21 protein-coding genes and 3 pseudogenes are annotated in these 19,916 nt (G+C 34.1%); 5 read left to right on the top strand and 19 right to left on the bottom strand.

Annotated features, from left to right (window positions below; genetic code table 11):
* Positions 1-77: 77 nt before the first annotated feature.
* Positions 78-410, top strand: a complete 333-nt coding sequence (locus tag VF726_RS21125) for a DUF3889 domain-containing protein (RefSeq protein ID WP_440171818.1) — start codon at positions 78-80, stop codon at positions 408-410.
* A 50-nt stretch (positions 411-460) separates the two neighbouring features.
* On the opposite strand, the gene VF726_RS21120 is transcribed toward VF726_RS21125, so the two are convergent.
* The 5 genes from VF726_RS21120 to kynU all read right to left on the bottom strand — a co-directional run bounded on the left by VF726_RS21120 (position 461) and on the right by kynU (position 4,925).
* Positions 461-1,084: a Pr6Pr family membrane protein gene (locus tag VF726_RS21120; RefSeq protein ID WP_440171816.1), complete on the bottom strand. Its 624-nt coding sequence runs from the start codon at positions 1,082-1,084 to the stop codon at positions 461-463.
* 16 nt (positions 1,085-1,100) lie between these two features.
* Complete coding sequence (locus tag VF726_RS21115; protein ID WP_440171815.1) at positions 1,101-2,018, bottom strand: serine hydrolase domain-containing protein; 918 nt, start codon at positions 2,016-2,018, stop codon at positions 1,101-1,103.
* Between the two features lie 116 nt (positions 2,019-2,134).
* The gene (gene kynA, locus VF726_RS21110; RefSeq protein WP_074608709.1) at positions 2,135-2,974 is read right to left on the bottom strand and encodes a tryptophan 2,3-dioxygenase; all 840 of its coding nucleotides are present in this window, start codon (positions 2,972-2,974) and stop codon (positions 2,135-2,137) included.
* A gap of 32 nt (positions 2,975-3,006) precedes the next feature.
* Positions 3,007-3,636: an arylformamidase gene (gene kynB / locus VF726_RS21105; protein ID WP_440171812.1), complete on the bottom strand. Its 630-nt coding sequence runs from the start codon at positions 3,634-3,636 to the stop codon at positions 3,007-3,009.
* Between the two features lie 2 nt (positions 3,637-3,638).
* Positions 3,639-4,925 carry a kynureninase gene (kynU, locus tag VF726_RS21100; RefSeq protein ID WP_440171810.1) on the bottom strand — a complete coding sequence of 429 codons (1,287 nt, stop codon included), beginning with the start codon at positions 4,923-4,925 and terminating at the stop codon, positions 3,639-3,641.
* 159 nt (positions 4,926-5,084) lie between these two features.
* Here kynU and VF726_RS21095 point away from each other — a divergent pair, with 159 nt between their 5' ends.
* The gene (locus VF726_RS21095) at positions 5,085-5,696 is read left to right on the top strand and encodes a TetR/AcrR family transcriptional regulator (protein ID WP_440171808.1); all 612 of its coding nucleotides are present in this window, start codon (positions 5,085-5,087) and stop codon (positions 5,694-5,696) included.
* Positions 5,697-5,731: 35 nt separating this feature from the next.
* Here VF726_RS21095 and VF726_RS21090 read toward each other — a convergent pair.
* Positions 5,732-6,168: pseudogene (locus VF726_RS21090) on the bottom strand (NUDIX domain-containing protein).
* 96 nt (positions 6,169-6,264) lie between these two features.
* Here VF726_RS21090 and VF726_RS21085 point away from each other — a divergent pair.
* A pseudogene (locus VF726_RS21085) lies at positions 6,265-7,069 on the top strand (arylamine N-acetyltransferase).
* 27 nt (positions 7,070-7,096) lie between these two features.
* On the opposite strand, the gene VF726_RS21080 reads toward VF726_RS21085, so the two are convergent.
* The 7 genes from VF726_RS21080 to VF726_RS21050 form a co-directional block, all read right to left on the bottom strand.
* Complete coding sequence (locus tag VF726_RS21080; protein ID WP_440171806.1) at positions 7,097-7,555, bottom strand: SRPBCC family protein; 459 nt, start codon at positions 7,553-7,555, stop codon at positions 7,097-7,099.
* 149 nt (positions 7,556-7,704) lie between these two features.
* Positions 7,705-7,944, bottom strand: coding sequence for a DUF3953 domain-containing protein (locus tag VF726_RS21075; RefSeq protein ID WP_440171804.1), 240 nt, complete (start codon positions 7,942-7,944; stop codon positions 7,705-7,707).
* 137 nt (positions 7,945-8,081) lie between these two features.
* A complete protein-coding gene (locus VF726_RS21070) occupies positions 8,082-8,339 on the bottom strand; it encodes a DUF3977 family protein (RefSeq protein WP_103626025.1) in 258 nt (85 codons plus the stop codon).
* Positions 8,340-8,451: 112 nt separating this feature from the next.
* Complete coding sequence (locus VF726_RS21065; RefSeq protein ID WP_440171802.1) at positions 8,452-10,302, bottom strand: sigma-54-dependent Fis family transcriptional regulator; 1,851 nt, start codon at positions 10,300-10,302, stop codon at positions 8,452-8,454.
* Positions 10,303-10,617: 315 nt separating this feature from the next.
* Positions 10,618-10,956, bottom strand: a complete 339-nt coding sequence (locus tag VF726_RS21060; protein WP_103626028.1) for an NIPSNAP family protein — start codon at positions 10,954-10,956, stop codon at positions 10,618-10,620.
* Between the two features lie 27 nt (positions 10,957-10,983).
* The gene (locus tag VF726_RS21055) at positions 10,984-11,526 is read right to left on the bottom strand and encodes an N-acetyltransferase family protein (RefSeq protein ID WP_440171800.1); all 543 of its coding nucleotides are present in this window, start codon (positions 11,524-11,526) and stop codon (positions 10,984-10,986) included.
* 12 nt (positions 11,527-11,538) lie between these two features.
* Complete coding sequence (locus tag VF726_RS21050; RefSeq protein WP_440171798.1) at positions 11,539-12,309, bottom strand: DeoR/GlpR family DNA-binding transcription regulator; 771 nt, start codon at positions 12,307-12,309, stop codon at positions 11,539-11,541.
* 245 nt (positions 12,310-12,554) lie between these two features.
* On the opposite strand from VF726_RS21050, the pseudogene VF726_RS21045 reads away from it, so the two are divergent.
* Positions 12,555-12,816 (top strand): annotated as a pseudogene (locus tag VF726_RS21045) (hypothetical protein); the annotation flags it as partial.
* Positions 12,817-12,856: 40 nt separating this feature from the next.
* Here the strand turns inward: VF726_RS21045 and VF726_RS21040 are convergent.
* Positions 12,857-13,513 (bottom strand): DUF4085 family protein, encoded by a 657-nt coding sequence (locus VF726_RS21040; protein WP_440171796.1) that lies wholly within the window; start codon positions 13,511-13,513, stop codon positions 12,857-12,859.
* A 221-nt stretch (positions 13,514-13,734) separates the two neighbouring features.
* On the opposite strand from VF726_RS21040, the gene VF726_RS21035 reads away from it, so the two are divergent.
* Complete coding sequence (locus VF726_RS21035; RefSeq protein ID WP_000914455.1) at positions 13,735-14,331, top strand: hypothetical protein; 597 nt, start codon at positions 13,735-13,737, stop codon at positions 14,329-14,331.
* Positions 14,332-14,413: 82 nt separating this feature from the next.
* Here the strand turns inward: VF726_RS21035 and lpdA are convergent, their stop codons facing one another.
* The 5 genes from lpdA to VF726_RS21010 form a co-directional block, all read right to left on the bottom strand.
* Positions 14,414-15,793, bottom strand: a complete 1,380-nt coding sequence (lpdA, locus tag VF726_RS21030; RefSeq protein ID WP_098228377.1) for a dihydrolipoyl dehydrogenase — start codon at positions 15,791-15,793, stop codon at positions 14,414-14,416.
* A gap of 15 nt (positions 15,794-15,808) precedes the next feature.
* The gene (locus VF726_RS21025) at positions 15,809-17,008 is read right to left on the bottom strand and encodes a dihydrolipoamide acetyltransferase family protein (protein WP_440171794.1); all 1,200 of its coding nucleotides are present in this window, start codon (positions 17,006-17,008) and stop codon (positions 15,809-15,811) included.
* Between the two features lie 27 nt (positions 17,009-17,035).
* Entirely contained in the window at positions 17,036-18,070 is a 1,035-nt protein-coding gene (acoB, locus tag VF726_RS21020) for an acetoin:2,6-dichlorophenolindophenol oxidoreductase subunit beta (RefSeq protein ID WP_070806207.1), read from the bottom strand.
* Positions 18,071-18,087: 17 nt separating this feature from the next.
* Positions 18,088-19,086 carry an acetoin:2,6-dichlorophenolindophenol oxidoreductase subunit alpha gene (gene acoA / locus VF726_RS21015; protein WP_440171791.1) on the bottom strand — a complete coding sequence of 333 codons (999 nt, stop codon included), beginning with the start codon at positions 19,084-19,086 and terminating at the stop codon, positions 18,088-18,090.
* A 169-nt stretch (positions 19,087-19,255) separates the two neighbouring features.
* Positions 19,256-19,735, bottom strand: a complete 480-nt coding sequence (locus tag VF726_RS21010; protein ID WP_440171789.1) for a DinB family protein — start codon at positions 19,733-19,735, stop codon at positions 19,256-19,258.
* Positions 19,736-19,916 lie beyond the last annotated feature (181 nt).

The following is a 19,916-nucleotide window of genomic DNA, read 5'->3' as shown; positions in this document are numbered from 1 at the left end:
AAGAAGACAAAAAAATCCAAACTCATATCGTTGAAAAAATATGTAAACAATATAAAAAAAGATAAAAGGAGTTAATCATGAAGAAATTGTTAATGCGTGTCGCACTCGTCATTCTTTTCATAACAACATGTTCAAATATATATACCAGCTCATCAATTGTTCATGCGCAGCCACCTTATGCGAAATGGGGTAAACTTGCTGTAGAAAAGACGAAAGAACAATACCCAAAAGCAGAAATTGTCGATTATCTTCATATAGGTAGAAAACCAAAAACCGTTCAAATAACAGTTGAAAAATTTAAATTGTGGCTACGTGAAGATGGAGAAGAATATGGTGTTTTTGTTGATGTAGAATTTGAAACGAAGACGGAGAAATTTATAAAGATGTCGTTCCAGAAGACAAGTCGATAAAATGAAAGAACCCCACTGTTTACATTTTTAACAGTGGGATTCTTTCATTTCTAAAATTCATTTTTTAAATTTCGATTCCCTAAAAACCTTACCAATATACAAATAGCACCAATCACAACTGCTATCCCAATACTGTATAAAAATAGTCTACCATATCCACCTATTCTCGGATCTAAAAACGGATAAGGGTACCAATTCACAAGTGGACCACGCATTAAGCTATATACAACGTAAAAACACGGGAATAAGAGCCAACTTGCAGTTTGTTTCCAAGTGATTTTCTTACTAGGTGGATTTAGAATCCAATCTAAAAGCATTGCAATCGGCATGATATAATGTAGCACCGTATTTACCCATGGTATTGCGGTTTGAAGTGATTCTTCTAAACCTCTTAATAATAAAAAATAAATGAGTCCAGTCGTAAGTATGTATACAGTTGCCGCACCACGAAGTATACCAAACTGTTCTGAACGACCAAATGTAGCTGTTCCAATACTACTTAAAAGGAGAATACATGCAACTAAAATATTACTTTCAATTGTAAAGAAACTAAAGAAATTAACTGGATTAAACGGTTTCACTTGTGCCCTTATTAGAAATTGCGTAATAAGGGCGCTAAATGCTAAAAGGCTTAAACATAGTCTAAATAAAGATAACGTTTTTACACCTTTCATACATTCTCTCCTCTCCTTATATAAACTTATAATTCTCTTGTACATGCTCAATAAATAACTTTAATGGAACGAGCCCACGTTTAGGCATATGACTACTTATTACAGCTACGACTTCTAACTGCGGCATGATAACGATATATTGCCCGCCATATCCCATAGCAAAGTACATACAATACGGTATGTGAAATCTTTCGTTATTCAATACCCACCAGTGATATCCATATGCCCCGACATGTTCATACGTTTCAAATAGAGCCGTACTTGATTCTTCTAACCATTTCGATGATACGATTTCATTCCCCTGCCAATATCCATTCTGTAAACATAATATTCCTAACTTTAATAAATCTTTAGACTTCATTTTCATACCGAAGCCGCCAACATGTACTCCTTGCGGGTCTTGCTGCCACTCATATTCGGTAATTTCTAATGGATCAAATAAATATCTTTTCGCAAACTGCTCTGTCGACATTCCAGTAGCTTTTTGGATAATGTAGCTAAGCAAATGCGAAGACCCTGAGTTATAATTCGTTTTTGTAGCGGGTTCTTCAATTATTGGTTTTTCTAATATGTACTGCACCCAGTTATCCGATTCTACAAAATCATTTGGGAACACTACTCCATTTCCAAATTCTTTCCAATCCTCACCTGTAGTCATCGTTAATAAATGATAAAGAGCCAAATCCCGCTTTTCATTAGATACATTTTCAATCCACTCTGTAATCGGTGTATGTATATCATTTATATATCCTTTATCCATTGCAATACCTATTAATATAGATACAATGCTTTTTGTAATCGAATTTATTTTATATAAATTACTTGCACATTCGGGTGTTTTATAATACTCAGTTGTTAATTCCCCTTTTTGATAAACAAGAAATGTATTTACTTTTTTCTTTTCAAATTTATTTTCTAGCTGCTTGAAATCCAATACTTTACCTCCAATTAATTCATTACCTAATTTATTATATCTTGTAGCTTTAATTAAAACATACTTGTGTTCAAATAAAAAACAAACCTGCCAGTAATGAACTGACAGGTTTGTTTTTATAATTTCGTGCGCACATTCCAAAGCTCTGGGAAGAAACGTTGATCAAGTACTCGTTTTAAATAAGATACACCAGAAGAGCCGCCTGTTCCCATTTTATGTCCGATAATTCGTTCTACCGTTTTCATATGACGGAAACGCCATTGTTGTAGCCAATCTTCAATATCAATTAGTTTTTCAGCAAGTTGGTATAAGTTCCAATATTTTTTCACATCGGCATACACTTCAAGCCATGCCGCTTCTACTGTTGCGTCTTCTTCATAAGGCTGTGTAATATCACGATTCAACACATCTTTATGAATAGGGAATCCTTCTTTTACAAGTGCTTGAATTGCGACGTCATATAAACTTGGTGCATGTAGCGCCGTATGAAGTCGAGCGTGTAATTCTGGATCTTTTTCATAAATTTTTAATGCATGTGGCGTTTTATAACCAAGCGCATACTCAATCATACGATATTGATACGATTGAAAACCTGAAGCTTGACCGAGCGAGTCACGAAACTCAATGTACTCGGATGGTGTTAATGTCGCAAGAATATCCCAAGATTGAATAATTTGAGACTGAATTTTTGATACACGTGCTAACATTTTAAAAGCTGGTTGCAATTTATCTTGTTTAATAGATTCAATTGCTGCATGTAACTCATGTAAAATGAGCTTCATCCAAAGTTCACTTGCTTGGTGAATAACGATGAATAACATTTCATCATGGTGGTCTGATAATCTCTTTTGAGAAGATAGTAAACTATCTAATTGTAAATATTCCCCGTACGTCATATTCTCTTTAAAGTCCGTATGAATCCCTTTTTCCATAATTACCTTTTCATTTTCTTTCATATTAGCCAAACGCCCCTTTTATATATTTCTACTTATATTGGTCTAATAACTGCTCGAACTGGACTTCCATCTGCCTCTGTTAAGGCAAGTGGTAATGCGATCAATTCATAATCGCCGTCTGCTACGTGATCTAGTACGACATTTTCTAAAATGTGTATGCCATGTTTAAACAATTGATGATGCGCTTCTAATTCTTTATCATCTAATGGATCAACTGACGGTACATCCACCCCGATTAAACGTATACCTTTCTCTGAAAGAAACGGTGCTATATCCGCACGTAAATGCGGGATTACATCTGGGAATTCATTCGCTTTACCATGTGAAGATGTGCGTAACAACAAGCGTTCTACTCCTTCTAAATGAAAGTTTTCTAATTCCTTTTTCCCGATGCTTTCAAGATTAGAAACGTCAATGATTCGCGTAGGTCCGACATAAACTTGAATATCTAAATCTAACACTTTCTTTCCATCATTATCAAAATGAAACGGTGCATCAATATGAGTACCTGTATGAATACTCATCGTTAACTTTCCAACATTTACTGAACCACTCTCTTCTTTTGACCATGATACTTCATACGAGAACGGTGTGTCTCCTGGCCAAGTAGCAATATCATTATTTAGCGGTTGTGAAATATCAATCCACTCTGATGTTTTCATACTTATGCCACAACCTCTCGCTTATTTTCAAACTGTTTATACTCTTCATCTTTCATGATTTTCTTTAATATTTGTACAGATTTCCAGACTTCTTCGTATGTGTTATATAAAGCGACTGGAGCAAGTCTTACTCCATTAGGTGCACGGAAATCAGGAATAACTCCATTTGCTTTTAACGCTTTACATATGCGCGCTGCTTCTGCATGCTCTAAATAAATATGCCCGCCTCGTTTTTCATCCTCTAATGGATTTCCAATTGTAAATCCGAAATCTTTTAATTCATGCCCAATTAATTCAAGCATGTATCTTGTAATATGTAGGGATTTTTCACGTAAACGTTCTATACCAGCATCTTTAAATATTTCAAGTGAACCGATTAAAGGTGCAGTACTTAATACGTGCGGTGTACCAATTTGATACGCACCTGCATGATCAGCAGCTGTTAATGTATGTTCCATATCAAACTGCTTATCTTTTCTAGAACTAAACCAACCAGACAATCCTGGAAGTCTATTAAAATGTTTATTATTTATATAAAGGCCCCCAACACCGCCAGGTCCTGCATTTAAATATTTATAATTACACCATACAGCGAAATCAACATCCCACTCTTTGAAATGATGTGGAATAGATCCTATTGAATGACATAAATCAAATCCGATATGAATACCACGCTTATGTGCTTCCGCTGTTAAACGTTTCATATCAAGAACTTGGCCACTTCTATATAGTACAGAAGGTAATAAAATTAACGCGATATCATCTGTCATTGCATGAATAATATCATCTTCAGAAAGTGTTCTACCATCTCGGCTCTTCACTCGTACTAAATGCTCATCTGGATCTAATCCTTTTAAACGAATTTGACTTTGAAGTGCATATATATCGGACGGGAATGTCAACTCATCCGCAAGGATTTTTGTGCGAATTCCTTTCGGCTCATAGAAAGTTGCGATTACTTGATGAATATTCGTTGTCGTGGAACCGGTTACAATAGTTTCTTCTGGTAAAGCTCCAATAAGAGGTGCAGTCAATTCACCTAATTTCTCCGAAAGGAAAAACCACGGATGCTCACCCTCGGTCCAGCCGTCAATACCGTACTCTTTCCATGAATCTAGCAAAGTAAGTAACGATTTCTCTGCTCTTTTTGAAAGTAGCCCTAATGAGTTTCCATCTAAATATATTGTTCCTTCTTTTTTATAAAATTCAGTTTGAAAATCTTTCAGTTCATCATGTTTATCACATTCAAGCGCATACTCATAAGTTGGTTGAAATGGTTCTTTATACATGGTGTCACCTTCTCTTAATTTTCTTTTTATTCTAACTAATTGAAATATATCACCTTAGTTGATATAACGTCAATGATATTATGTCAGTTGACTTTATATATGAATTTCTTTTACAATACAGTTATATTTTCAGATATTTCAGTATAAAGAGGTGATTCTTTGAAAAACAGTACTCTTTCATCAAGAAAACACCGCTCCTTAGAGACAAAGAAAAAACTATTACACTCTGGTTACACTATTTTTATACGTAACGGATTTCAAAAAACAACAATTACACAAATTATAAAACATGCAGAAACTGGTTACGGAACGGCATATGTATACTTTAAAAACAAAGATGATCTCCTAATTAGTTTAATGGAAGATGTTATGAATCGTTTTTATAATATCGCTGAACGCTCTTTTTCTCCACAAACAAAAAAGGAAGCACGTATAATGATCAAAAATCAAGTTAGAGCATTCCTGCAATTAGCAGATGAAGAACGCGCTATTTTACAAGTTGTAGAAGAAGCAATAGGATTATCAAGAGAAATACGGCAAAAATGGGAGGAGATTCGGGAACGTTTTATAAAAAGCATTAAACAGGATATTACATACTCTCAAGAAAGTGGATTAGCACAACCTAATTTAAATAAAGAGATTGTAGCACGCGGTTGGTTCGCGATGAATGAATCGTTTCTTTGGACTATTACGCAAAATGACAAAAAGATTAACTTAGAGGAAATTGTGTATACGTTAACGGAGATGTATACGACGGGGTTATATAAATAGCACACCTGCAATAAATACGGTGTGCTATTTTACAACTATAAAAATATTTTATCTGGGTATGGCAATGCTAAAAGGGGCTTTTCAGATAAAGGGAAGTATTTTAGTTTTAACGATTCACCATCTATCAATTTCAACTCGCCACCGCTAATTTCACACTCAAATACAACAACAATATATTCTACCTTATCTCCATTTGCATATGTATAACGAAACTCTTCCCCTCCAAATACCCCTTTTTGTTTTTTACTTGTACTTTCAATCCTGTTTCTTCCCATACTTCCCGAATTACTGCTTCTTCTGGAGCTTCTCCAGGTTCAATTGCTCCAGCTGGCAAACCCCAGTCTTCTCCACCAGGATATTGAAACAAGATTTTCCCTTGCTCATTTTTAATAACAGCAGCTACACTCGGTATTAGAATTAGTTCATGGCCTAATTTCTCACGGATTTTTTTATAATATAGCGACATCGACATATAATTCTCTCCCACTCCATTAATAAATAACTGTATTTTCTGAAACTCATTGTATAATAATACCAATAACAATTTCTATATAGAAAGGATAAGAAAATGACCCAAGTACAACTAGTAAATAGCTTTCTATCATTTTTAGGTACGACAAAACAGCCTACTAGCTTAAAGTTTTTAAATGAGCTTATTAAAGCTCATCAAGAAAAAATAAAATGGGAAACCCTTACTAAAATAATTGACTGGGAAAAGGGTAATGAAACAGGTAATTATTTTCCTTCCATTGAGACATACATAAACCGTATTACAACAAAAGGTCTCGGGGGTACTTGTTGGACGCACTCAATTGGATTCCATTGGTTATTATCAAATCTTGGTTTTAATGTTCATTATATGTATATGGATCCCGGACATTTATGCTTACAGGTTAACTTAGACCAACCTTATTATGTTGATGTTGGTTATTGTGCACCTTTATTCCAAGCTTACCCACTTTATGAATCATTTCAAGTAAGTAATGTAAGAGAAACTTTCACTTATGAAGTCTCAAATAATAGGATTAAAATTGCTAGAAATCCAGGTCCAGCAAAAATCTTACATACAGAGCCAATACATTTATCAAGTATGAAAGAACTCATTACAAAGTCTAACGATTGGCATACATCTCCTGTATTAAAGAAAATTCAGATTTTCGGTTATATCGATGGTATTCCAACTTCTATTAATGATAATGTTTTAAAACGATATTTCCAAGGTAAGAAAAGAGAACAAATCATTACATCTTCTGAACTTAATTATTGGATAACAGAAAGATTTTGTGTTGATAAAGAAATATATGAAAAAGCTATTGAGATTTTCAATAAAAAAATCTTCAAACAGTAAAAGCGTTACTCACGAGATTGAGTAACGCTTTTACCTTAATATATGTTTAATATTAAACTTCTTGATGATAAGCAGCTTCTACACATTCTGCTAGACGCTCCATTTGTTCCATTGCTAAACCTCGTGAAATCCAGCCTGTTAACTTATACATAATTTTATAATAAAAATTACTAGGTTCATATTCTGAAATTAATGTTAGTGCTGTACCTTCCTCATCTTCTTCTAACATATAAGTCATCGCTGAATAACCTTGCTTCATTTCACTACCTAGTGAAATAATATGTGGTGCATCGTATTCAAGAATTTCTACTTCTGCCTCAAATATTTTCTTACCTACTTTTTGAACAGAAATATATTTATCTCCTATACGTGGATTCTCTTTATCTACATTTGAAGGATAGCGATTTTCTATTATAAACGTATTCCATTCTTTTATTTTTTCATCTTCTATTATGTAGTCACATACAACATCCATTGATGCTTTTATTACTATTTCTATTGCAAAACTCATTATACTGCCCCTCTCAAATACCCTATCCATTTCTATTTTAACTCAATCATTATGCCATATTTTATATAGTGAAATACAAGTAGAATTTTAACTTTTTATTGTGAGGGGGGGTCAATAAATAATCATTTTTTATTAATTTAAAAACTTATTCATACAAAATATTTTATTAAAGCTACAACAATTAAAAACAAAGCCACAAGTAGTAAAGCAATTCCTATACTTATTTTTTCTTTTTCGTTATTTTTTAAATTTTGCACCCCTAAACTAACTAACAGAAACCCTAAAAGCGTTTGTAAAATTAGCATACTTAGTTCCGAAGTATCATTCCAACTATAAATGGAATACCCCATTATAATAATTGCAAGTAAAACAGTTACGATCCTATTCATATGCAAATCCCTCCTTTTTAAAAAGAAACCGCTAAGTTTCCTTAGCGGTTTTTATTAACAATTAATATTTAGTAAAAGTGCTTTTCATGAATTGGATATAAGTCAAAAGAATTTCCTGGTCAATATAACTATGCGTGCTAGCCCATTTTTTCTTTATCTAGTCTACTTACAATTCCAACTATAAATTTATATTCAACCCTCCTCTTCTTAACCTTTTTAAACCCTTCTTTCGTATCAAAAATTAAACACGTTTTCCGAAACCACATTCGTACGTATAGTGACTCAAAATAAATAGGTTTTATAATCCCTCTTTCTTCAAATTCAGTTCCATCTTTATTTTCGGTTTCTGTTCGAACAAACCACTTATTTCCGATGCCAATTTCAATATACTTCACATAAGTCCTCCTTCTGGAAATTAATTTCTAACTATTCTATTATTTCCCCGGTAAGCGCACATTCCGACAGAACATGAGCCCACAAAGAAAAAGTAGATTACAAAAATCTACTTTATAACTTATATTTTTGCATTCGTTTATAAAATGTACTTCGAGGTACATCTAAAAGTTTTGCAGCTAATGAAACATTTCCATTTGTCTTTTCTAACGCTTCAATCATGCTATCACGCTGTATTTTTTCACGGAAATTTAATGTGTTCTCTGTTTTATTTTCTGCTTGCAATTCAAATTGAGGTTGATTTCCCATCATTGTTTGTAATAAAAAAGAGATTTGTTTTTCGCATATTTCTCGTCCTTGCGACAAAATGTAAATGCGTTCTAATACATTTAATAATTCTCGAATATTTCCGGGCCATGTATGCTGAGAAAATTGATTACAAATACTTTTTGGAAATACAACATTCCAATTCTTTCGTTTGCAAAAATGTTTTATGAAGTACGGAATATCCTCTTTTCTTTCTATTAACGATGGGACATATAGTGGATAAACATGTAAACGATAATATAAATCTTGACGGAATTTCCCTTCTTCTACTAATCGCAATAAATCTTTATGTGTCGCAGTAATAATACGAATATTTACTGGCACCTCTTTTGAACTGCCAATTGGGGTTACTGTTCGTTCTTGTAAAACACGCAATAATGCGACTTGCATCTCTGGAGGCACTTCACCAATTTCATCTAAAAATATTGTTCCTCCGTCTGCTTGTTCGAATTTCCCTTTATATCCTTGGCGCCGTGCACCTGTAAACGCTCCTTCAGCATAACCGAACAATTCACTTTCCATTAATTCTTTCGGTAATGAACCGCAGTTAACAGCTATAAAAGGACCATTTTTTCTTGGACTATTTTCATGAATCGCTCTCGCAACATATTCTTTTCCTACACCTGTTCCACCACAAACATATACACTTGCGTCAGTTGGTGATACAAGCTTAATTTCTTCTAATGTATGTTGAAATGCACTACTTGTCCCAATCACTCCAGGAAAAGTGATGCCATTTATAAATGGGGACGTTGAAAATGATTTTACTTGTTTATTTTCCTTTACATAAATACATTTCCCAATCATTCTATTATTACTGTATACTGGAACTTCTAATTTAGTTTTCAATCCATAGTGCATTAAATCTGCAAGTTTCATTCGTGACCAATTACATACTCGTTCCCGAACCCTCTTGCTTGCAGAAACGATAACATCACGATGATTACAAATTACAACTTGTTCATCACTATCAATTACATCTAAAAAACGATGGATTAAATGCAGTTCATTTTGATGTACTCGAATACTACATTCACGTTCAATCGCATGTGCAATCGAAGTTACCATTCCGAGCATATATGGATGCGAAAATTCAATTGGACAGGAGAAATCTAGAACGCCAATTAATTTCCCATCATCGTTATGAATGGGAGCGGCCGCACAGCTCCAGCTATGAGATGCGACAGAATAATGCTCCGTACCACTTATCATAATAGCCTCTTCAATCTCAAGCGCGGTTCCTATCGCATTTGTACCAACAGCTGCTTCCGTCCATTTCACACCTTCAATGAAATTTATATGTTTCGCTCGTTTCAACGTTTGTTCATTTCCACTTAACGATAGAACGTAACCGTCTGGATCAATTAATAATGCCATCATTTGCAGTTCATCAATGGTTTTTCTCATATTTTGTATTTGAGGGATTGCGATATCTAGGAAGATTTCACTCTTTTTCTTTTGGTCTTGAAAAATATTAGAAGACAAAATTTTCTGACCTTTATTCATATGAGGATTCACATTTGCTTGTTTACATCGATGCCATGACTCTGAAATTCTTTCATTTATACGGTTCGAATCAAGGACTCCTTCATCAACAAACTTTTTCCATGTATGTAAGTAAAACGGTGAAGCTAGCATTGTATCATCTCCCTATTCATTGTTTTGGAGATCTGTAAAAAACATACTTTTATTATAAAACTGAATAAAAGCGTTTTCAACAAAACTAGAAAGACGACACAAATATGTTAATAATTTGAATATCTTAATGCACTTCTTTATTCTTTTTTAGTAGCACTATATTTTGTATAATGGAAGCAAAGAAAATACATAACCAAAACCACTTTTGTGGATTGCCATTTATAAAGAAAACAATCACGGCTATTGCAAATAAAATTGTGGATGCTACACTAAAATATAATTTTATTTTCATTCCCATTATCCCTCACCTCTCTATCACTTTACAGTACACACTAACTCTTCATTTTTCATCTCTACTATGTACTCCTGTAAAACATATTGTTTCCCTCCATGTTTTTCATACCATTCATGTATTTTTTTAGTATGCTTCTCATCACTTCTAATTTTTGATTCTATTTCTTTATACTGTTCATAACTATCATATTCCCATATGGCAAACACTTCAGTCGTGCCATTCTTATTATCTTTCATCCAGCGCCCTATTAGCCTAGATCCATACTTTAGCTGATTAGGTAAGTTCGTGTTATTGAAATGATCATTAAAAATTTTAACAAATTCATTTTTTACTATATAGTACTTTCTTCTATAAAACATACATTTCCACCTCTTTAATGAACAGACTCAAATACACCTTCCCATTAAAACCGTATTATAATACTTTTCATCTGACAGTTTTTTATCATTTTTCAAAATTCCTTCTATTTCAAAGCCTAATTTTTTATAAAGCTGAATGGCTTTTTCGTTTGTCTCTAATACTTGTAATGATATCTTTTTAATCTCATTTTCATCAGCCCAATGAATAGATTGTTGCAAGAGACTCTTACCAATTCCGTATCCCCAAAACTCTCTTAAAATACAAACGCCAAACTCTACTTTATGTGATAATCTTTTCAAATTTGACCCTTCACATCTTGAAAACCCTACGATTCGGTTGTGCACTTCTACAACTAAAAAGAGATTCTTTATTTCTTCACTATCTGTTTTTATTATTTTTTGGAACCCAATCTTATCTATAAATCCCTCGCCTGCTTCTCTATCCATATTTTCAGTTTCGCCATCGATCTGAACTCTAATTTTCGATAACTGCTCCGCATCCGTTTCAACCGCAGAACGAATTGTATAAATTAATCCATTAATATGAAACTCTTGTCCTTTTATAATCATTGTAAACTCCTTTTAAATGGGATCAATTGACGCTATTACAATTTCTTTACCTTGTTCCTCAAATTGTTGAATCATTTCTTTACTAGCTTCTTCGTCTGTTATAATAAGGTCAATTTCTATTAGTGACTCTCCTTTTATAAAGCAGTCTATTCCGAGTATATTATGAGGAGCTAAACAAATATTTCTTCTAGCAATTTTACTTACTGTTTTTCCAAAATAAGCAACTTCCGGCGTTGCAGTACTTATACCATCCAATGAAATACCACCACCTGTAGAGAAATACAGATCAATAGATAATCTATGGATCATTTCAGAGGCAATTGTATCTGTCATATTTCCTGATGGTTTCACCTTTCCACCAATTAAATACGTTTCTACATTCTTATACTCCCGTAACTTACTAGCAATTTCTAAAGCATTCGTAATAACTGTAAATGATGTTTCAGGTAAATATTTTAACATAGCATAATGAATAGAAGCCCCACCAATAAAAACGGAATCTCCTTCTTGTATATAAGAAGCTGCAATTTTTGCAATTGCGCCTTCATATATAGAACCATTACTATAACGCTCAAATGGCTCGGCAGCTAAATTCCTTACTCTAGCAAGCTCAATTGCACCTCCATGCGTTCTTTTTAACAAGCCATCTTTCTCCATAATAGACAAATCTCTCCTTATAGAATCAATAGACATATCGAAGCTTTCAGCTAGACTCTTTGCAATTACTCTTCCATCTTTCTTCAGTAACTCTAAAATTTTCTCTCTACGCTCTTCAGTAAACATGTTCGCACCACCATTATTGAAGATTCAGAAAATTAATCTATATTTCAATTATATGCATGTTTTTTCTGTTTTACAATATTTTCAATACTTCTTTATTCAACTCTATACAGGTTTTCTCCCTTTTTCTATCCTATTAACTTGACAACTAAATAAATGCATATTTTTATATTACGCAATTACCATTTTATTCCCCCTTCTATTAATGTAAAATCATTCCTATGTTTATCTTTTTAATACAGAAAGGTACTACACCAAAACAAGAAAAAAGCACTCTTGAAAAGAATGTAATGCACTATGAAGAAATATTTAAAAAAGAATACTATAGAGCAACTGTTGAAAATGCAAAATGCTAAAAAGGCTCCATCTGAGTTTTCTTTCACTACCGACATTGAATTTAATATGAAAACTTTACCAAAAGATTTAAATAATATGTATCTATACATAGATAGCAAAGTTGCTTCATTAACAGATACATATTGGAAGCTTGATAATTTAGCAACTAAATAAAAAACAGTCAAATAAGACTGTTTTTTGTTTGTAAAGTTTACTAGTTACCTATCTTAAGCAATACATCTTTTGCACAAATCGTCACTTCTTCAAATGGGCAATCAAATAAAACACCCAATTCGAATCCTTCATGAATAAGATCTATTTCATGACATAACCACCAAGCACCTTCAAAATTTTCCGGAATAGAACATTTCGTTACGCCTGTAAAAGTTATTTGTAGTTTATCAAATTCACTGAAAGTACCACTGCAATCTAAAGTTATAATTAGCGTATCTTCTGACCTTCTCTCTACTGATTTGACTACACTATCATGTAGTGAGTATTCATGTAGTTGAACGACATTCTGCGGGAGCTTTTCTTTTATACTAGTATAATTATCTATACAAGTTTGTTCTAAGTTATTCATTCTTTTTTCATAATCTTCATTCCACTCAAGCATAAGTTTCTTTAACTTTGCTGATGGGTATTCTGAATTAATTGTATTATCATGAATGTACGGATGTAGTGACTTAGGTAGAAACTTTAATAAATCTTCTTTCTTTTCTTCCACGTCTTCTCTTAAACTTTGCTTATAATCCATTCCTACCTTTTCGCTCTCTCGCAACATCTCTTCCCATTCTTCTACTGTTTCTGGGAAATTTAAAAAACCAGATACTTGCATTTCTTTATACCAATCTTTATTAAAATACTTCAAAGACTTTCCCCCTAAAACATTTTAAGATCCAACAAAAGCGATATATCTATTTATTATATCATTCCAATAACTATTTTTTCTAAAGAAAAAATGCAAAACTGTAAATATTCCGCCTTTTATTTCTAAAACTTCAGAATATTTACAATAGTTTATAATTAGAATACATTTTACTAGTACAAATATTCACCTGTACAAAAATCTAAACAAAAAGGGATGGTTATATGTTGAAGAAATTAGTAGCAGGTACATTAGTAGCGGGATTTGCATTAACTGGAGGACTAGGAGTAGCAAGTGCTGAAGAAAAAAGTAACACAATTAAGTCTTTTGATTATTTAAAAGTGGATGAACAGAATGTTAATTCACTTACAAAATTAAGTGATCAAGATAAGAAAGACATCCAAATTACTATGGTATTACCAGAGCAAAATGAAAATGGAGATTGGTTAGCTTACGGTTTTACTAGTAGAGAAACATTAGATGCTTATATTGAAAAGGATAAAAAAGTACTTAAAAATAAAATTAATCCTTTAGGTAGCGGTGCTGGTAGTACTGATTTTTATGAACATAAAGATAAAGGTGGTCAATATATTTACTGGAGCAGCGGCTTTAAAAACTTACCATCTAGCTGGAACGACAGAATTTCCTCTGTAAGTACAGCATCACCTTCTGCAAGTTATTCAACGACACTTTGGGAGCATACTTCTACACAAGGATATGGAAAAGGTGTTATATTTAAACACGCTGATTGGTACGGTAAAACTGCTAATCTAGCTGCTGATTGGAACGATATTACTTCAGCGATTGACGTAAAAAAATAATAGGATATTCAATTTCTTCTGTAAAAATTCAAACCACTATTCTCTCATACATTTAGAGAATAGTGGTTTATTATAATTCCATTTAAGCATGTACAGCATGTCCTACCGCTTGCAATAGCGCTTCATGAATCGCTTCAGATAAAGTTGGGTGTGCCGCAATATAATCTCTCATAATATCAGCGGTAACTTCTGTATGAATCATTACAGTTCCTTGTCCAATCAGTTCAGTTGCATGTGGACCAATAATAGAAATCCCTACAATTTCTTGATATTTTGGTTCCACAATAACTTTTACTTTACCTGTTTGTTCGCCAATAATAAGCGCTTTTCCGTTTGCTGTAAAAGGAAATTCTCCAATTTGTATGTCACCGTACTTCTCTCTTGCATCTTTTTCTGTTAAACCGACACTAGCAATTTCTGGAGCTGTATATATACAGCGAGGTACAGCATGGTAGTTTACTTTTACATCTTCTCCACTCGCGTGTAATGCTGCCGTAGTTCCTTCATGGAAGGCAACGTGAGCAAGCTGGATTCCACCAATCACATCTCCTGCTGCATAAATATGTGATACATTGGTTTGCATATGTTCATTCACAGAAATTCCTTTATTTGAATATTGAATGCCTGCTTTTTCTAAATCTAATTGTTGTACACGTGGTTTTCGGCCGACAGAAACGAGAACAAATTCTGGATTAACTTCTTGGATACTTCCTTCATATTCAAATGAAGCCTGCTTCTTATAATTATTTAATCCTTTTAAAGCTGCTCCTGTAAATATTTCTACACCATCATTTTCTAGTTTCCCTCTTAAAATGTGTGCGATATCTTCATCTTCACCTGGTAATAATTGCGGTGCCATTTCAACAATCGTAACTTTTGTTCCAAGACGACTATAAATACTTGCAAACTCGCATCCTATTACACCACCGCCAACAATTAATAATGATTTTGGTATATAATCTATGGACATTGCATGGCTACTATTTAAAATCCACTTTCCGTCAAATGGAGCAAAGGGTAATGCAGTCGGTTCTGAACCTGCCGCTATAATGAACTGTTCTCCATCTACTACATCTTCTTTATCACCGTATATAACTCGCACACGATGATCCGTTTCAAAGTTCGCTTTACCTTGTATAACTTTAATTTTATTTTTCTTCATTAAATATTGAATTCCTTGGACAAGCTGCGTTACGATTTGTGATTTCCTCGCCTGCATTTGCTTCCAATCAATTGATATACTTCCATTGTTAAGTGTGACTCCATAATGATTCGCTTTTCTCACAATATCATGCACTTCTGCACTTTCTAACAATGATTTTGTAGGCATGCACCCAACATTTAAACAAGTCCCGCCAAGATCAGCTTCATCAATAAGAGTGACATCTTTTCCATTTTGAGCCGCGGTAATTGCCGCTACATAGCCAGCAGGTCCGCCACCAATAACGACTAGTTTACTCATTCTCTCACCTTCTCTTTATAAAAGAATTGTTACAGGTTCTTCTAAATAACGTTTAATTGTGCGTAAAAATGCAGCTGCTGGTGCACCATCTAATACACGATGATCAAATGTTAAACTTAAAGGTAACATACTGCCTTTTTTTATTTTCTTTCCTTTATATACTGGAACATGTTCAATTGCACCTACGCCTAAAATACCAGTTTCCGGCGTATTTAATACTGGCGTAAAATATTCAATTCCAAAGCTCCCTAAATTACTAATTGTAAAGGTTGTACCTTGCATATCATCACTACTTAAACTACCTTCTCTTGCTTTTTGTGCAACGTTTTTAATTTGTTTAGATAACTCTACTAAAGATAAATTATTAGCAAAGCGAATAGCTGGAACGACTAATCCTTTTTCTAATGCGACTGCCATACCTAAATGAACATGTTCAAATTGATGAATAGTATCATTTATATAAGTACTGTTCATTTCTTTATGCTCTCCAAGCGCTAATACAACAGCATGAGAAACGAAATCCGTAATGGTTAGTTTGTTATCGTATCGTTTTTGCACAACGTCCGCTATCTCTTTATGTAAAGCAACTAAATCTGTAACATCTACTTTCATCGTTAATGTTAATTGCGCACTATTTTGTAAGCTTGCATGCATACGGTTTGCGATTGCTTTCCGCATACCGGTAACAGGAATTACTTTACTTTCTTCTTGTTCAAGTACTTCTGGAACTGCTACTCTTTCTTCAAGCGCCTTTAATACATCTACCTTTGTAATTCTTCCACCGGGACCAGTACCAAGTAATGATATAATATCAAGATTTTCAGTTTTTGCAATTTTCTTCGCTACTGGAGATATTTTAACTCTTTGCTTCGTCACATCTATCACATAAGGGTCTGGATGTGGGACCTTTTTAGGTTCTGGATTAGATGTTTTTTCTTCTACAACATTTGTACTTTCATAGACTTCTACTTTTTCATTCGACTTACCGATATAGCAAATTACAGTGCCAGGTGGAACTCCCTCATCTTCACTAACAGCTATATCAAGAACAGTTCCATCAGCTGGTGCTTCTATTTCCGTTTCGATTTTTTCCGAGTTAATACTAGCAATTAGTTCACCTTTTGCTACATTATCACCTGTTTTAATATTCCAGCTCGTAATAATACCTTCTTTCATCGCCATACCTAACTTCGGCATTACAACTTCTACAGCCATACTTATCTCTCCCTTCTCATCGTTTTATTACACATGTAATAAAGATTGGTCTCCGATCATTTCTGATACAGTTTCAATTACTTTTTCTGGCGTTGGCAAATACAACTTTTCAAGAGGTGGCGAGAACGGAACAGGTGTATGTGGTGCTGTAATTCGTTTAATAGGTGCATCTAACAAATCAAATCCTTTATCCGCTACAATTGCCGCTATATCTGTTGCGATACTACATCTTGGGTTTGCTTCGTCAATGACGATAAGACGATTTGTTTTTTCAACAGATGCTAAAATCGTATCTTCATCCAGTGGTGATAAAGAACGTGGATCAATTACTTCTACTTCAAGTCCTTTTTTCGATAATTGCTCAGCAGCTACAAGTGCTGTATGAACTTGTTTTCCAATGGCGACGATTGTTACATCAGAACCTTCTCGTTTAATATCTGCTTTACCTAATGGAATTGTATAATACCCTTCCGGCACTTCACCTTTCATATTGTAAAGTGTTTTATCTTCAAAGAAGATTACTGGGTCATCATCTTCAATTGCCGCTAATAATAAGCCTTTTGCGTCATATGGAGTAGAAGGAACGACAACTTTTATACCTGGAATGCTTGTAAATAACGCATACAAACTTTGTGAATGTTGTGCAGCTGCGCTAAAACCTGCACCATGCATCGTACGTACTGTAACTGGCACTTTCGCTTTACCACCGAACATATAGCGGAACTTTGCACCTTGGTTTAATACTTGATCAAGACAACTACCGATAAAATCATTAAACATTAATTCAGCAATCGGACGTAATCCCGTTGCCGCAGCTGCCATTGCTGCTCCCATATAACCAGCTTCAGAAATTGGAGTATCTAAAATACGATTCCGGCCAAATTCTTGCACAAGCCCTTTCGTAACACCGAGTACACCGCCCCACGCTTCATCATCTTGCAAGTGATCCACTTGCGCACCACCTGCAACATCTTCTCCGATTAAAATTACATTTTCATCACGACGCATTGATATTTTCATCGCTTCATTAATTGCAGTTGACATACTTACTGTTCTAGTCATTATTTTTCACCCTCCTCTTATTTGTAAGAAACGTATACATCTTTTAATAATTCTTCATCCTCTGGATATGGACTATTTTCACTAAATTCAATTGATTTTTGTACTGCTTCATCTACTGCCTTTTCCATATCCACAAGTTCAGATTCAGTTAATAAAGCTTCATGAATTAAATGCTTACGGAAATTCACAATCGCATCTTTTTCATTTAAATGTTCTTCTTTTTCTTCTGAAGTTTTATATGTTTGCGCTTCACCTTCGAAATGACCGTAATTTCGATATGTCATACATTCAATTATTGTTGGACCACCGCCATTACGTGCGCGCTCCACCGCTTCTTCCGCCGCTTTATATACTGCGAGTAAATCTTTTCCATCTACTTGGACACTTGGAATATTGTAAGCTTTCGCGCGATCTGCAATGGAATCACAACTTGAAGCATATTCAAATGTAGTTGCCTCACCATAACCGTTATTTTCTGCGATAAAAATAACTGGTAACTTCCAAATCGCCGCTAAATTAACCCCTTCGTGAAATGTCCCTTCATTATTTGCTCCGTCACCGAAGAAACAAACACTTATATCTTTCGTTCCTTTATATTTAGCTGTCAATGCTGAGCCGCAAGCAAGTGGAAAACCTCCGCCTACAATCCCATTTGCACCAAGCATTCCTTTATTTAAATCGGCAATATGCATGGAACCGCCTTTACCTTTACATAATCCTGTCGCTTTTCCAAAAAGTTCAGCCATCATACCGTTTAAATCACAGCCTTTTGCGATACAATGTCCATGTCCTCTATGCGTACTTGTAATACTGTCACGATCCGTTAAGTGGGCACATACACCAACTGCTACCGCTTCTTCACCTGCGTATAAATGAACGAAACCTGGTAGAACGCCTTGCGCGAATAATTCATGTACCTTATCTTCAAACTTACGAATCTCTAACATTTTTTCATACATCCAACGAGCTTGTTCTTTCGTAATTTCATTCCCTTTACTTTCAGTTGTTTTTAACATGTCCAGCCCTCCTATTTTCTTGTTCATCTTTTATATTGCAAATACTGTGCCAAATTCTAATCCTTGATTTCATAGGTTTTCTCTATTCTTTCAAAATAAAAAAGTGGACAAAATGAGACACTTGTCTCGTTTTGTCCACTTTTGTTCACCTAATTTGAGAATTATGATCTTATTCATGATCAAAACTCTTCTGTAACTTTCGGATATAAATAATTTGACCAATATGATAAGCATTATGAGTTGTTACATTCGCTAGTACTTCCCACCACTTTGCAGAAACAGGAAATCCAACTACATCACTTTCAACCTTTTCTTCATTTATAAGGTTTTGCCATTGTAATAGTTTCTCTAGTAGTTTTTCTCTTAACTCATCGAAAGATTGATTATCTGAAAGCATAAAACTTTTGTTATTATCACCAATAGCAGGTACAGCATTAACATTTGATTCTTTGTACCTAGTTTGCCACGTTGAGTTCCAATACAATAAATGTTGTACAATTTCAGCTATACTATTACTCTCTTCATTCGGTTTCCAGAAAGCTTCTCTCTCAGGAAGATCTTTCACTGCATCTGAAAATGGAATATACCAACTAGGATCGTTTGCATTCGCCAACAATTGATCTGCTAATACATCTTTCACATGGGCCATTTTTATTCCCTCATTTCATTAACGTATTCATACTCACTTCTCTATATACGATAAGTCCGTATAATTCCCTCTTTTAAAAAAATTATAGAATATAGAATTAACATGAATAGCACTCAAAGAAAATGTAAGAATAATAGATTTTCTTATCATAACTCGTTATGATAAAAGTAAAAGAAAGCTG

This window comes from Bacillus sp. Brlt_9 (genome assembly GCF_051948935.1).
Classification (GTDB): Bacteria; Bacillota; Bacilli; order Bacillales; family Bacillaceae_G; genus Bacillus_A.
This window is presented reverse-complemented; position numbering and strand designations above follow the sequence as displayed.